Raw genomic sequence first — 14576 nt, 5'->3', positions numbered from 1 at the left:
TTCCGGGCTATTTTTATTATAAATTCAGGGCTTGTTTGTTATAATAAAATTATTATAACTATCATCCACTCCTCGATTGAAAACAGAAAAGAGCAATCATGCGTCGCGCATCAATTTTCACTGCGAGTGTGACCACCGCCCTGACTTTGGCCCTGGCCACCCCGGCAGCATCAGCAGCCCCAACGGACTTCATCAAGAACCCGCTAGAACCAACTCCCGACCCGCAGTCCACTGCAATGGTCGAGCTGCCCACCACCCCGGCACCAACCACTACGGTTGACGGACGCCACGTTACGGTCACCGACGGCTACATGACCTCACAGGATGGCAAGGGCACCCAGATTTACTGGAAGTCCAACACCATCCCGAATGCCAAAGCCACTGTCGTCGTCGTGCATGGCGCTGCAGAACACCTGGGTCGCTACGAGTGGGTAACCGGCAAGCTGCTGAACGCCGGCTACAACGTTTACCGCATTGACCACCGTGGGCACGGCCACTCGGGCCAGGTCGAAGGAACCCCAGTTGCCCGTGGTCATATTGATGATTTCCACTCGCTTGTCGATGACCTGCACATGCTCGTCGAAAAGGCCAAGGCGGAGAACCCGAGCACGAAGACCTTCCTGCTCGGCCACTCCATGGGCGGCCTTGCCGTGGACTTCCACGGCATCAAGTACCCGGGCAGTGTCGATGGCATTGTCGCCAACGGTGGTGGCGCTCTTTTCAACCCCTACGGTGGCACGGACGAGGGCGAAACCATCACCCCAGAGGCCATGACCGATGTCCAGCGCGAGGCGCAGCCGACGATTTACCAGCGCCTGCCATTCCAGGACATGACCACATTCAACACTCGCATGCTCAAGGAAGTGCCGAACCGCACCGAGATGCGCGTGCCATCACTACCCGGCAGCGACTTGATTCAGCTTGGCAACCCGCTGGGTTCTAAGACCTCTTCTTCGCAGGCAGTGCGTGATGAGTACGAAACTGATCCGTACAACAACTCCAAGCTCTCGCTCGGCATGGCTCAGCAGATGGCTTTTGCCGCCACCTACAACGGCACCAACTCCGTCGACTTTGTTGAGCCGACCCTGGTCATGATGGGCGGCCAGGATGAGATTGTGCCGCCGTTCTTCTCGCACGACTGGTACAACGGCATCTCGTCCACCGACAAGCAGCTGATCGAGTTCGAAGGCCAGTTCCACGAGACCTTCAACGAGCCGGCACAGCACGAGGCCATTGCGACGGCTATTGCCTGGCTTGATGCGCGTATCTAATTGAACGCTAAAAAAAGAACCGAGCCACTCCCTAGTAGTTACGAGTTCTTCATAGAGCTAACCCGGTGGAATGAGGGGCGATTGTCTTCTGGCAATTGCCCCTCATTTTCTTTGCCCTGCCCTCTCCGCGCCGTATAAAGCATGCAGTACTTGGCAATACAAACTACTGTGCGTATAGTTGGTATTACAAGGTACTAGGTATGAAAAGCATTCTGCCCGGGCAGATTCCTCCATACCGCCGGAAAGAAAGCACAACGCTATGCCCAAACGTCCACAAACACAACTGAAGAAAGGGGTACTTGAGCTCGCCATTCTCAAGCTGATTTCTCGCGAAGAGCTCTATGGCGCGGCACTCGTCGCAAAGCTCAACGTCTACCCCCACCTCAGCGCGCCTGCGGGAACCGTCTACCCCCTGCTCTCGCGGCTGACCGCCAACGGCTTGATCAGCAATCGCTGGGAGGAATCCCCCAAGGGACCGCCTCGCAAGTACTACTCACTGACAGCCAAAGGAAAACAAACACTCACGCAACTACATCAGGACTTCATCGATCTATCCGCCGACATGACCGCACTATTTTCCGAGGAGCCCCAATGAACACCTACCTCACTGCCATTGACCACAAACTGCGCGAAATCGGCATATCGCATGCACAACGCAAGGCGATCATCGCCGAGCAGGAGAGTCTTCTGCAAGAGCTTAACGACGTCCACGCGGACCTGGCCGAAGAGCTGGGAACGGCAACCGACTACGCAAATTGCGTAGCCGAACAAGTTGGTGAACCAAGCACCTTGCGCAGGTACCTCTCCAACCCGCTTCGGGTATTTACCAAAAGCGGGCGCGCTTCCCTGTGGAACATGGATGACCCGCGGATCCTCCAGCCTCACCTGTTGGGTTTTGGCTGGTCTATCAACTGGGCCGCAGTAGCGACCAAGCTGGGGATTGTCCGACCGGACGATATTGACGGTGAGGTTATCTCTGAAATTCCAGCTCGCACACTGCAGGCGACCGCTCTTCTCCCCGCGGCCGTGACGGTTGCGCACGGAGTCGCACTGGCTATGTCCTGGAAGCAGTTGCCTGCAGAAGTCCACACCAAATGGAAGCTAAACGGCGAGGCAGTTCAGAAGACAGCACCGAAGGAAACTCTGCTTCTTCCCTTCGTGGTTTCTACGGTCGGAGCTGGATTTTCAGCTGCTTCGCTGCTCAAGGCAGATGACCGCGAAGATACTCTGCGTGTTGCGTCCCTAGGCGCGCTCGCAAGCACAATTGCACCATCTCAGCTGATCGGAGTCCTCACGGAAGAAAACTCCAAGACCAATCCGGCATTAGTCCAAGCAGGTGTTGCCCTGGCATCGGTCGCAGCTTCGGCCGCATGCCTTGCCCTACCTCTCTTCGCTGGGCTGAAGGCTACGTGGAAGAAAGCTGGGGTGGCTTAGATCATGTCGATGTAATTCGGGCAGGTCAAAGCGTTACTCCGCAGCCCGTCAACACCGGCCTGCTCGCTATTGCAACCGAAGTACTTCACAGCTAGGAGCTATAGGCCAGCAGCTCCTACATAATCGGCGCAATCGCCATCAATTCCGAAGTATATGCCGGAATAATCGCAAGACCGCCGGAAAACCAATACCCCAGCTTGCCCATTTCTAATGGTGCGCCCAAACCAATCTCAATCGAGGAAAAATCATTAGTTTCCCGTGGTTTTCCTCGAACAAGCGCACAATAGACAATTGCCACGGCCGCCCACAGCATGGAATACATGGGGCTCATCGGCATTCCTGGAAGGAATTGCGCGGCCATTCCAAGTAAGGTCACAACGCTCAAGATTGCCACTCGCCACGGCAGCTGACCAGGTACTTCGAGCCTAGTCGCCCGCCATACTGCAGAGGCAAGCACCGCCCAGCAGAGTAGTACAAGTGTGCGCCCACCATTTCCAATCAGCGGGACAACCGAAAACTCCGCCAATGCAACCGCAACAAATAGCAGTGGAATATATCCACGGCGCACCAGCCTGCGCAGCATCAACACCGGCAAGGAAGTGCGCACAAACGGCCGTTCCTTGATCTTCGCATTCCGCAGCCAGGAAGCAGCGTAAATATTCGATGCCAACTCCGCATTAAAGAACATGAAGGTCACACGAGTCATTGATTGTGTCACACCATTAGAAAGCACCGTCGCTAAACGACGTGGTCGTGCAACCCCAAGGACATATCGGAAAACCCCGCCAATGCCGAACCCAAATACGGTGCACACCAGCACCTGGAGCCAGCCATCGCGGTCAATGCCGGGAAATCGACGTGCGGGGCGATACTCCCATTCCCAGCGGTCGCGGTCAACGGACCTCAGCGGAGCCATTCGTTCCGCAAGGATAGCCAGCAATAAAACAATGCCGATGATTCCCGCTATTTGGTAGGCGCTCGGCAGATCCATCGTAAAGCCTGCGAAACTCACAACCGGATCTCCCTGTCTGCATCCTCAATGACGCGTGGCGAATGCGATGCCACAATCACCGTGGCCCCAGACTGCGCCATGTGACGAAGCTGCGTGCACAGCAGCTGAGTCCAATCCCTATCGAGGTGGCGCTCGGGCTCATCCAACACCACAATCGGAGCCGCGACCGCCAATTGAATTCCCAAGTTTGCCCGCTGCTTCTGACCACTCGAAAGCCGACTGGGCAACGTGTTGGGCAGCTCGGTGACATCCCAAGGCTCCAACCGACTCAGCAGCGTATCCATGTCCACACCTGCGCGCAGTGAAACCAGGCTAATGTGCTCGCCAAGCGTGAGGTCCGGTAGAAATGCTGGATCAGAAATGCTGGTCACGCAGCCAGCGCCTTGCGGGCTTGACGGATCAACGAAAGTTTCTTCGCCCTCGCAAGCAACTCGCACAGTACCTTCGATTGGCTCTATCTCACCAGCAATGGTGCTGATCAACGTGGTTTTTCCAGCGCCATTTGGGCCGGTGATACTGACGAATTCCCCCGCACCGACTTTCGCAGTGATTTCACCAAGAATGCTGTTGTGGCCAAACTTGCAATCAACTTCGAGAGAAATTTTTCCTGGTTCAATCATGCTGCTGTTATCCGCCCTCTTTTTTTACCGGCTTTTTACCAGCTTCGTGACAAATTATTGGCTCAATCCCCCACCTACTTTGTAGCGCAGCCACCCCAGCTGCGTCTTGGGAGTTGAAAATTGGCCCAGCCCACGCGAACCCAGCGAGCCCACACGAACCCAGCGAGCCCACGCGAACCCGCACGAGCCAGAAAGTGACTACCTTTATGTCAGTTTCAAGCAGATAATTGGCACAAAACTGACATAAACTTAGGCACTTTCTCTGCAGAACGAGCCCGACCCCATGCCGGCCCCGAAAACCTACTTAACCGGCTCGAGAACTTCCTTGCCCATCATGAACGGGCGCAGCGCCTCCGGAATCACCACAGAACCATCGGCCTGCTGGTGGTTTTCCAGAATGGCGACCAGCCAACGCGTCGTGGCCAGCGTGCCATTTAGGGTGGCGCAGTACTGAGACTTGCCATCGGCATCGCGGTAGCGGGTCTTCAAACGACGAGCCTGGAAAGTCGTGCAGTTCGAAGTCGAGGTCAACTCGCGGTAGGTGTTCTGCGTCGGCACCCATGCCTCGGTATCGAACTTGCGGGCAGCCGATGCACCCAGGTCACCACCAGCAACATCGATGATGCGGTACGGAACATCGACCGCGGCCAGCATCTCGCGCTCCATGTTCAGCAGCTTCTGGTGCTCTGCCTCCGCCTGCTCCGGCGGACAGTAGGAGAACATCTCCAGCTTGTCGAACTGGTGTACGCGCAGGATACCGCGGGTGTCCTTGCCGTAAGAGCCCGCTTCACGACGGAAACAGGAAGACCAACCAGCGTAGCGACGCGGCCCCTCCGACAGGTCAATAATCTCGTTGGAGTGGTAGCCGGCCAGAGCGACTTCCGAGGTACCGACCAGGTAGAGGTCATCTTCCTGCAGGTAGTAGATCTCATCGGAGTGCGCACCGAGGAAGCCAGTACCCGACATGGTCTCCGGACGAACCAGCACCGGCGGCACCATCAGCTGGAAGCCATTCTGAGTTGCCTTCTGAGCAGCCAAGTTCATCATGGCCAGCTGCAGCATGGCACCGTAACCGGTCAGGAAGTAGAAGCGGGAGCCGGAGACCTTGACGCCACGCTCCATATCAATAAGACCCAGCGACTCACCGAGGTCCAGGTGGTCCTTGGGCTCAAAGTCGAACTGTGGAATCTCACCGATTTCCTCCAGCACGACAAAGTCATCTTCGCCGCCGGCGGGCGCACCCGTAACGATGTTGCCAATCAGGTACTGCAGGCGCTCGACCTCAGCCTCGGCTTCCTTCTGCTCCGCTTCGGCTGCCTTCACGGCGTCGGAAAGCTCCTTGGCCTTCTCCAGCATGGCCGGGCGCTCTTCCTTCGACGCCTGACCAATCTTCTTACCGAAGCCCTTCTGCTCTGAACGCAGCGCGTCGGTGGAGGCAATAACCTCACGGCGCTTAGCGTCAGCTTCCAGCAGCTGATCGACCAATGCCGGGTCCTCACCACGGGTGCGCTGGGACTCGCGGGCTACTTCAGGGTTTTCGCGGAGAAATTTGAGATCAATCACGTCCCCTAGAGTACCTGGTTTACGTCGGCAAGCAGGCACAAGGCTTGCTAGAGTGCCGCTTCCGCTCCTGAGGCGACCAGCAGCGCGCCGAGGACGAGGAAGATCACGCCGGCGACAGTGTCAATCCACGGCCCTGCCAGCACCATTCGCTTGACGACGGCATCCGTCGACACCACGATTGCGATAAATAGGAAGAAAGCGATTTGGGAGACGATTAGCACCAACGTACAAAGCACAAGCGTCCCCACGGATGCGCCTGCGGGAATGAACTGTGAAAGCACTGCCGTGAGGAAGAGAACAATCTTCGGGTTCGACATATTGGTGAAAAAGCCCTGACGGAATGTCGCCTTCGGCGACCGGAGCGCCTCGCTTCCCAGCGCTGGTGCGGCACCGGCGCGCAGTTCGCGGAGGGTATTGATGCCTGCCTTGGCCATGCTGATACCCATGTAAATGAGATAACAGCCACCGACGAGCTGGATTACGCCCATCAGCAAAGGATTGGCGGCGATGACAGCTGCGAACCCAAAAACTGTGAGGGTCATCCAGATAGTGGCGCCAGTACTGATACCCGCAACCGCTGCGATGGCGTGCTTTCGGGATTTGGTGGCAAGGCGCAGGATTAAGAAGACGTCAGGCCCTGGTGAGGCCATACCAATAATGTGGACGCCCAGCAGGCTGAGTAGTGCAGTCCAGGTCAAGACTCGTGTCCTCGGGTAGCGAACGAATACCGGACTATTGTAGTGCTTAAAGCTCTTGAGCAAATTTGGACCGCAAACTCGGGCAGAGCGTCGATGACTGAGCTCCCTGCAACGGCATCAACGCTCATGGCAGCGTTGTCGCTTTTAGCGTTACCTTGTCCACAGGCTCATTGGCGGTGCACAATGGGGTCACTATGGCTGATGACAATATGAACCAGGATCGCGAGCACGCTGCCGCCACAGACACTGACTCCGGTGCAGGTACTGGCGCAGATGCCAGCGCTGGTGCATCCTCCGCAGCCGGCAACGATGCCAACGCTTCGAATAACTCCCGTGGAAGCTGGGGAATGCGCGCTTTGTCGACGGCAATGCTGGTTGGCGCCGCGGGAATGGCATTCGCGCTGCAAGCGGGAGTCATCGAGCCACCGAGTGGGCCACTTGGGGGCAAGGGTTCGTCGGCAAGCGCGTCATCGTCGACAACGACAACCATCGTCGACAAGGAGACGACGGCGTTCACCAGCGCAACCGCGGGCAACTGTCTGGACTGGAATCTGGCAGAAGATCTGAATGTTTCTGACTTCCGCGTCGTGCCCTGTGAGCAGCCGCACGCTTATGAGGTCGCCAAGAAACTGAATCTCGCCGACTACGAGGAACATCCGGGGCAATACGCAAAAACTGCCAACTACCCGACAGCGGACAATTTGGTGGCTCTGCAAAATGGCGTGTGTCGTGACACTGTGACTGAATACCTGGGCGGCCAGTACGATCCGGATGGTCGCTTTATCACTGCGCCAATCATTCCTTCGCCTAGCCAGTGGGAAAAGGGTGACCGAACCTTCCTGTGCGGTATCCAGGTCGTCGATGAAGACGGCAACACGACGCACATGTCCGGGCCTGCGGCCGGGCAGGATCAGTCCCGCGTGTTCGAGGGCGGCCGCTGCGTGACATTGGATGAAAACGGCGCCATCCGCCAGGTGCCTTGCGTGGAAGATCACCTGATGGAGTCGACGGGAATTGTCAATCTCCGCGACCATTTCGGTGACAACATCCCCACTGACCAGGAGCAGAATGATGTGCTCGCGGAACAGTGTGTGACTCTCGCGCAGAATTACCTCGGCGGTGACGACCCGCTGTATAACTCAACGCTGTTGCCATTTTGGACCTCCTTGTCGCAGGAGTCGCTCAATGCTGGCTCGCGCAGTGTGAACTGCTGGTTGATTAAAGACAATGGCCAGGGCGGGTTCTCCACTCTCAACGGCCACGCTAACGAGTCCTTCACTATCGACGGCCAGCCGCCCGTGGCTCCGCCGCCGCGCAATCCGCTGCGGGAGGAGCAGGGTGACGCTGGCGCTGGCGCTGGCACAGGTGACGCCGGTGAGGTCGGTGCCGACGGTACTGGTGCAGAAGCAGGCGCTGTGGATAACGCAGTCGCTCCCGCAGGACAGTAGAACAACTAGACATTGCGAGGCAGCACCATAAATGGTTGACGTTAGCCCGGAGCGGTTCGACGCGCTTGTCGATGAGGCCATCGACCGCATCCCGACGCAGTTTCTCGATCAGCTCGATCAGGTCATCATCCAGGTCCACCCGTATAACCTCGACGAGCCCACACTGCTGGGACTCTACGAGGGGATACCTCTGACCGAGCGTTCTAACAACCACTGGGGTCCGCCTGACCAAATCAGCTTGTATCGCGACATGCTCTGCCGCATCAGCCACACCGAAGAGGAGCTGGTGGAGCAGATTCGGGTCACTCTCCTGCATGAAATCGGGCATTATTTCGGCCTCGAGGAGGAGGATCTGGACCGTCTCGGCTACGGATAAGTGTGTCCCGCCCTGCGAGGTCTCGTTCCTCTCGGCTTCTTCACGGCAGCTTTCTTCCTTGTAACCTTAATAATCATGAGCGACAACTCGAGCGAGAAGCCAGAAATCAGGGTCGGCGATAGGGAGCGCAACGCTGCCATGGAGCGTCTCGGCAATCATTTCGCTGACGGCTACTTGGATATCAATGAGTTTTCCAAGCGCACTGAAGCTGCCGCAGTCGCTAAAACCCGCTCCCAACTACAAACACTCTTCGCAGACCTGCCCGCTGAGTCATCTCCCGAGAGTTCACAGGGCACCCCGGCTAAACCGCAGCACCAAAGTGTCGATCAAGAGCTGCAAACGCTGATGAAAAAAGGCCGCCACCTCAACATTGTTGACTCTGCTGCAGGCATCATCGTATGTGTCTCTATCGTTCTGATGTTTGCGACCAATATCGACAACGCATGGCTCGGCTTCATCGTCGCTGCGGCCGTTGCCCTCATCGGGCGCGCCGCACTGAACATCAATGATGACGAAGAAAAACTCCTCAACGAAATCAACGAAGCGGAATCCAAGCGTCGCACGGAACGCCTACGCCTGGCAGCTCAGAAGCGCCGCGAGATTCAGGAAGGCCAGCAATAACGGCCAGCAGTAACGGTCGCCGCCCAGCTGCCTGTCTAAGGCAACTCGCTGTCGCCCCAGCGGCGCACATCCCACGTGCCCGGTTCAATGCCAGCAGGCTTGCCGACGTCCACAGCGCTCGGAACCAGCTCGATTCGCTCAGTATTGGCAATGCGGTGCCGCAGTGCGTATTCCGGATTCACCCCGGTCAGATACTGCCCAATCAGACGAATAGCCGCGCCGTGGCTGACAATGACGACATCCTTGCTGCCGCCCTCCTTCGACTCCTTGGATTCACCACCTGTCGCTCCTGTCTGCTCCAGCAGCTGCTGTATCGTCGGCAGGTAGCGATTCAGCACGTCAGCACCGGATTCACCGCCGGGAAGGCGGTACTCCAGCTCCCCATTGAGCCACTGGTAGAAGGCGCGCATGTACTCCATGTGCGCATCGCGATCATTGCGCCCCTCCAGGTCACCGGCCTGAACCTCGTGGAGGCCACCCTCATGGCGGATGCGAACAGAAGTCTCTCCCAGGTGGTGCAGACTTGCGACCGCGCCTGCGCCAGTCTGGCGGGCACGCAGGGCATGGGATGTGACGATGTCACCGATTCTGTGCACGTCGGGAAGCAAAAGACGTCCCAGACTGCGCGCCTGCCTCACACCGAGGTCGGTGAGCGGTGCACCCGGCAATGCGGTATCCAGGCGGCGGTTGATGTTGCCGGTGGTCTGCCCGTGGCGGATGAAAATGATGCGCTGGGAATCAACCGGCATGACAGATTCAGGGCGGTCTGGGCGGTCATCGAGGAAAGGCAGCTGTCCAACTGGATTTTCGGGCGCGGCGGGTGTCATGTTTTACCTTCGTCCTTCCTTGAGCGCGTCGACCCATTCAATTGACTGGGAGATATCCGGCGGCGGAGTCATAATGCTGCGGCGACCGCCCTCAGCGACCGGCCAAGATCCCAGATAGCGCAGATCTTCGGCGTATTCGTGCAGCGCCGCGAGAGCCGCCGCAACCTGTGCATCATCAACGTGGCCGTTGCAGTCGATGTAGAAGCGGTAGAGGCCGAAGAGCTCGCGTGTCGGCCGCGACTCGATGCGGGTGAGGTTGACCTGTCGCACTGCGAACTCATTCATGGCGCGCATCAGTGTGCCGGGCTGGTTCGGCAGCGTGAACGAGACCGAGGTCCGGTCGGCACCGGTGCGCGGCGTCGGCACACCAGGGCGCCCCACCAGTAGGAAACGGGTTCGGGCACCGCGCACGTCGGCGACCTCAGTGGCCAGCGCCTCAAGTCCGAGCAGCTCACCCGCGCGGGCAGGGGCAGCGCAAGCGTCATGGGTGCCCTCGGCGACCTGGTGGGCCGCCGCCGCATTGGAGCTGGCCTGGTGAACTTCCACGCCCGGAAGGTTGGCGTCCACCCACTGTTTGACCTGCGGATACGCTACGGGATGTGTCGTAAAAGTACGCACCTGTTCCGCCGTCGTACCGGGACGGACCAGGATAGAGAACACCACCCCGACCTCGGTTTCGCGAAAAACCTGCAGCTCTGGCCCAGCGGCCAGGGCATCAAAAGTTGGTGTGACGGGACCGTCCACGCTGCTTTCGATAGCCACGCAGGCAAAGTCCGCTTCCCCTCGGCGCACGGCTCCAAGCGCAGCCGCGGGGCTATCCACCGGCACCGCATTGACCGCGGATTCCCCTGCCGGATCAATCTCGCCGGCACGCGCCATGTCCCACAGCGCCTGCTCGGTGAATGTGCCCGCAGGACCCAAATAAGTAACCGTCGTCATAAGCTCAGATTAGAGGGCTTCTACACTTATTGCATGACCTCTTCTCCCGAGATGCCCGCCCGCGCCCTCACTGAAGCCGTGCGCAGTGACGCAATCTCGGTATCGGAAATCGTTTCGGAATTCGCCACGCTTGCCGACGACGCCGCGACCAATCCCGCTCGTTTCGGTATTGCCGCGTCCTTGGCCGAGCACGCTGTCGATCGCGCGCGCAGCCTCACTGCCGGATCCGAACCCGCCCGGCGCGCTAGCCACGGTCTCCCGCGTGACCTCCTGGGTCTGCCAGTGGCGATTAAGGACCTATTCACCATCGCAGGGGTCGAATGCACGATGGGCTCGACTAACTTGGCTTTCACCGCCACCGAAACCTCTGAACCCGTGGCGAAACTTCTGGCTCGCGGCGCGGTCCTCACGGCGACGACGCACACCTCCGAGGTCGGGATGACGGCCTACACCGAGCCGATTGGTTACACGGCCCCGGAAAACCCCTACTTCGCCACGCCCAATCAGCTGTCCAATCAGCCGGATACCGCGCCACGCACTCCCGGTGGTTCCTCGGGCGGCAGCGCAGTAGCTGTCGCAACTGGTGTCGTTCCCGCAGCTCTGGGCTCTGACGGTGGCGGTTCCATCCGCGTGCCTGCCGCCTGCTGTGGCCTCGTTGGGTTGAAACCAGCACACGATATTGCGGGTGGAAATCTCTCCACGCCCGCTTTTCTCACTCGCACAGTCGATGACGCAGCGCTACTGGCCGGAGTGCCCTTTTCCGCAACCCCGCATGCTTTCCGACGGCCCCAGCGCCCCCTTCGCATCGGTGTCACTGTCAGCCCGTTTCATGCTGAGGTGGACGTCGATAAGCGCTGGGCAAACGGTGTGTGGGCGGCGGCTGACCGTCTTGCCGACGCCGGGTATGAGGTGGTGGAAGTGCCCAGCCCCTATGACCCGGCAGGTCCGGACGTGTTCGAGATCTTTCGACGGACCATCACGCGAATGGCCACGAAATTACCGCGCGCGGACTACTCCGAGATCGTGCAGTGGATTCGCGCCTGTGGCCAGGAGATTTCCGCAGCGGAGGCGGCGGCGACACATCAGCAGCGGATGGCTCTGCCCGGCGCGATTCGATCGCGTTGGGAAGTCGATGCGGTGATTACGCCAACGCTGGCGTTTGATCCGCCACGTATTGGGCATTTCTCTGCGTTGGCGCCGTGGGAGGACTTTGACGAGCAAACCCGGTGGACTCCGTGGTTATCGCTGTGGAATCTGACTGGGTGGGCAAGCGTGTCCGTGCCAATTGCTGTGCCGGGCACAAGCGGCAGCACACCCAACGCGGAGCTCCCCGCCACCAGCGTCAACATCGGTGCGGTGCGCTGCGGTGAGGCAGAGCTACTGGAGATCGCTAGCGTGCTGGAGGCTGCTAACGCCAGCTAACGCACGTACTTCGCTGCCATTGCCGCTGCCTGTCCGGCGTATCCGCCACCAAATAGCACCGCGTGCATGAGCACGGCATAGAGCTGGTGGAGTTCGCAGCTCTCGGCGAAATCCGGCAGGGGATGTACAGATTCGTAGCCACGCAAGATCTCGTCGAAATGCGTTGCCCCGAATAGCGCCAGCAGTGCCAAATCTTCCTCGCGGGCTCCGCCGTGCGCTGCGGGGTCAATCAAGATCGCGCCGTCTGCATCCCACATGAGGTTTCCCCACCACAGGTCACCGTGGACACGCGCAGCGTCTGGCTCGTTGTCGAAATCTCCAGCCAAGAGCCGGTCAATGAGCTGGTCAAAGATATCTAGCTGGCGGTTATTGTAGGAGATCTCCAACTTTCCCAGTGTGGGCAGCAGGCGCCCTTTCGCCCAGTATTCACCGAAGCTCTCCTGTGGAGTCAGGTCCATCTGCAGGGGCTGATCCAGTGGACCGAAGTAGCCGTGCCCCTCCCACCCATCGGGGCCGGCACCCCAGCCAGCGGCGCCCATATTGTGGGTAATGGCCAACGATTTTCCGAACTCGTACGCTGCCTGTGGATTCGGCGCCGTCGACTCAATTCGACGCAATTTCAGCGCATGCCCGCTCACGCCCAGCACATCCACTACGCGCGCACCGCCGTCAGGTTCGCCCTCGCGCAGCCAACCCAGCCCCGCCGCCTCACAGGCGAAGAAGTCCCTAGGAACACCATGTCGGCTCTTGACATAAACATCCGACTCGTTGACTGCACGTTCGTTGTTCTGGTTCATTGCGGACATATTTCCAGCATATTCTTCTTCGTTCCCAACCCCTTTCAGCACGTCGCATGCAGGGTAACGCCAGCGCTACCAAGACTTGTATTGCTGTCTCGGTTCTCTTAGTCCACTGTCGTTGCCTATTCTTTATTGGTATGGAAGGCAACTTCGACGACTCGCGCATTGCCCGCGACCGATACGGTAGGCCGCTTAAAGATCGCTATGGCCGCCCCATCTACCGCCGTGTGGACGAGGCGTCGCCGAAGCATGCCCGCCCCCGTGAGGCCGATTCGTGTGGCGCTTCACGACGCCCCATCCCGCCCCGTTCCGACCGCCCATCTAGGGCAGGGGCAGCCCGCCCAGCGCCTATGCCTCCGCGCAGGTCTAGGCCGCAACCGGAACGTCGGCAGGCGCCACTGAACGAAACGCGCATTGAGTCCCGTCCACCAATGAACCGGGCCGGTAGCGGACGCGCTGGCAGCGATCCGCGGTTTCCCCCACCCGGATATAATCCGGATGCGGATTTCCAATCTTCCTCGCGCGGCTCGTCACAGGACTACTACAGTGCCCCACAAGCAGCGAGTTCTGGCCGTGGTGGACGCCGTGGCAGTCGTGACGGCGCCGGCGTCAGGTCTGGGTTCCGCATGCCACGCTTGCGACTGCCACGCTTGCGCTTTAAATCCATCATCCTGCTTCTCGTCATCTTCCTTGTCGTCACGATGGCACTTGTCGACATCCGCCTGACCAGGGTCGATGCGTTCTCAGATCTGGCAGACCGCCCTGCCAATACGATGTCCTCCAACTGGTTGCTCGTCGGTTCAGACTCTCGTACGGGCCTGTCAGAGGAAGATGCTGCCAAGCTGTCGACGGGCAGTGGTGATTTCGGCCAGCGCACCGACACCATCATGATTGCCCACATTCCGGTGCTCGGTAAGCCGAAGTTGGTCAGTATCCCGCGTGACTCCTTCGTGGATATCCCGGGCAATGACAAGAACAAGATCAATGCGGCATTCGCATTTGGTGGCCCCCAGTTGCTCATCGATACCGTAGAGAAAAACACTGGAATCCACATCGACCACTACGCCGAAATTGGCTTTGGCGGTTTCGCCGGTGTCGTCGATGCTGTCGGCGGTATCGAGATGTGCCCTGAAGAAGCCATCGACGATCCGCTGGCGGGCCTGAATATCCAGGCCGGTTGCCAGAAATTCGACGGCGCGGGCGCCCTGGGTTACGTGCGCACGCGCGCTACCGCCCAGGGAGACTTGGACCGCGTAGAGCGGCAGCGTGAGTTCATGAGCGCGCTGATGGGACGGCTGAAATCACCTGCGGTATGGCTCAACCCCTACCGCTGGATTCGCCTGGCCAATGCTGGCACTAAGGCCGTGTTCGTCGGCGATGGTGACCATGTCTGGCACCTGACCTGGCTGATGTTGCGCATGCTCTTCGGTTCCGATTCTCTTACCGTGCCCACCTCAGGCGCCATGGACACCGGTTATGCGGGCAATGTGCTGCTCTGGGACGAAGTCGAAGCGCCAGCACTTTTTGCGGAGCTGAGATAGCCAA

The 14576-nt window shown here is 59.1% G+C and carries 15 protein-coding genes; 8 read left to right on the top strand and 7 right to left on the bottom strand.

Annotation, left to right across the window (positions count from 1 at the left end):
- The first annotated feature begins 98 nt into the window (after window positions 1–98).
- The 3 genes from QKE19_RS07595 (at window position 99) to QKE19_RS07585 (ending at window position 2705) form a co-directional block, all read left to right on the top strand.
- The gene (locus tag QKE19_RS07595; RefSeq protein WP_347890722.1) at window positions 99–1271 is read left to right on the top strand and encodes a lysophospholipase; all 1173 of its coding nucleotides are present in this window, start codon (window positions 99–101) and stop codon (window positions 1269–1271) included.
- 259 nt (window positions 1272–1530) lie between these two features.
- Window positions 1531–1866, top strand: a complete 336-nt coding sequence (locus QKE19_RS07590) for a PadR family transcriptional regulator (RefSeq protein ID WP_049193145.1) — start codon at window positions 1531–1533, stop codon at window positions 1864–1866.
- On the top strand, window positions 1863–2705 hold the full coding sequence (locus tag QKE19_RS07585) for a hypothetical protein (protein WP_347890721.1): 843 nt from the start codon (window positions 1863–1865) through the stop codon (window positions 2703–2705). The genes QKE19_RS07590 and QKE19_RS07585 overlap by 4 nt, the downstream gene beginning before the upstream one ends.
- 115 nt (window positions 2706–2820) lie before the next feature.
- Here QKE19_RS07585 and QKE19_RS07580 read toward each other — a convergent pair whose 3' ends face one another.
- From QKE19_RS07580 to QKE19_RS07565, 4 genes are all read right to left on the bottom strand, one after another.
- Window positions 2821–3717, bottom strand: coding sequence for a hypothetical protein (locus tag QKE19_RS07580; protein ID WP_272715149.1), 897 nt, complete (start codon window positions 3715–3717; stop codon window positions 2821–2823).
- Window positions 3714–4337, bottom strand: a complete 624-nt coding sequence (locus QKE19_RS07575; RefSeq protein ID WP_187404447.1) for an ATP-binding cassette domain-containing protein — start codon at window positions 4335–4337, stop codon at window positions 3714–3716. Before QKE19_RS07575 ends, QKE19_RS07580 begins: the two co-directional genes overlap by 4 nt.
- Window positions 4338–4637: 300 nt before the next feature.
- Window positions 4638–5900: a serine--tRNA ligase gene (gene serS, locus QKE19_RS07570; RefSeq protein WP_016421664.1), complete on the bottom strand. Its 1263-nt coding sequence runs from the start codon at window positions 5898–5900 to the stop codon at window positions 4638–4640.
- 47 nt (window positions 5901–5947) lie between these two features.
- A complete protein-coding gene (locus QKE19_RS07565) occupies window positions 5948–6598 on the bottom strand; it encodes a LysE family translocator (protein ID WP_347890720.1) in 651 nt (216 codons plus the stop codon).
- Window positions 6599–6792: 194 nt separating this feature from the next.
- Here QKE19_RS07565 and QKE19_RS07560 point away from each other — a divergent pair, with 194 nt between their 5' ends.
- From QKE19_RS07560 to QKE19_RS07550, 3 genes are all read left to right on the top strand, one after another.
- Window positions 6793–8046 (top strand): septum formation family protein, encoded by a 1254-nt coding sequence (locus QKE19_RS07560; protein ID WP_347890719.1) that lies wholly within the window; start codon window positions 6793–6795, stop codon window positions 8044–8046.
- 31 nt (window positions 8047–8077) lie between these two features.
- Window positions 8078–8422, top strand: a complete 345-nt coding sequence (locus tag QKE19_RS07555) for a metallopeptidase family protein (protein WP_016421667.1) — start codon at window positions 8078–8080, stop codon at window positions 8420–8422.
- A 75-nt stretch (window positions 8423–8497) separates the two neighbouring features.
- The gene (locus tag QKE19_RS07550) at window positions 8498–9043 is read left to right on the top strand and encodes a DUF1707 domain-containing protein (RefSeq protein ID WP_347890718.1); all 546 of its coding nucleotides are present in this window, start codon (window positions 8498–8500) and stop codon (window positions 9041–9043) included.
- A gap of 35 nt (window positions 9044–9078) precedes the next feature.
- On the opposite strand, the gene QKE19_RS07545 is transcribed toward QKE19_RS07550, so the two are convergent.
- Entirely contained in the window at window positions 9079–9870 is a 792-nt protein-coding gene (locus tag QKE19_RS07545) for a histidine phosphatase family protein (protein ID WP_347890717.1), read from the bottom strand.
- A gap of 3 nt (window positions 9871–9873) precedes the next feature.
- Window positions 9874–10809 carry a prephenate dehydratase gene (pheA, locus tag QKE19_RS07540; protein ID WP_005510446.1) on the bottom strand — a complete coding sequence of 312 codons (936 nt, stop codon included), beginning with the start codon at window positions 10807–10809 and terminating at the stop codon, window positions 9874–9876.
- A 33-nt stretch (window positions 10810–10842) separates the two neighbouring features.
- Between pheA and QKE19_RS07535 the strand changes: the two genes are divergently transcribed.
- On the top strand, window positions 10843–12231 hold the full coding sequence (locus QKE19_RS07535; protein ID WP_347890715.1) for an amidase: 1389 nt from the start codon (window positions 10843–10845) through the stop codon (window positions 12229–12231).
- On the opposite strand, the gene QKE19_RS07530 is transcribed toward QKE19_RS07535, so the two are convergent.
- Complete coding sequence (locus QKE19_RS07530; protein WP_347890713.1) at window positions 12228–13037, bottom strand: fructosamine kinase family protein; 810 nt, start codon at window positions 13035–13037, stop codon at window positions 12228–12230. The two genes, QKE19_RS07535 and QKE19_RS07530, sit on opposite strands and share 4 nt — an antisense overlap.
- Window positions 13038–13168: 131 nt before the next feature.
- Between QKE19_RS07530 and QKE19_RS07525 the strand changes: the two genes are divergently transcribed.
- A complete protein-coding gene (locus tag QKE19_RS07525) occupies window positions 13169–14572 on the top strand; it encodes an LCP family protein (RefSeq protein WP_347890712.1) in 1404 nt (467 codons plus the stop codon).
- Window positions 14573–14576: the final 4 nt, after the last annotated feature.

It is taken from the genome of Corynebacterium sp. c8Ua_99 (genome assembly GCF_039907185.1).
Classification (GTDB): Bacteria; Actinomycetota; Actinomycetes; order Mycobacteriales; family Mycobacteriaceae; genus Corynebacterium; species Corynebacterium jeikeium_D.
Note: the sequence above shows the minus strand (reverse complement) of the source record. Positions and strands in the feature narration are given on the sequence as shown.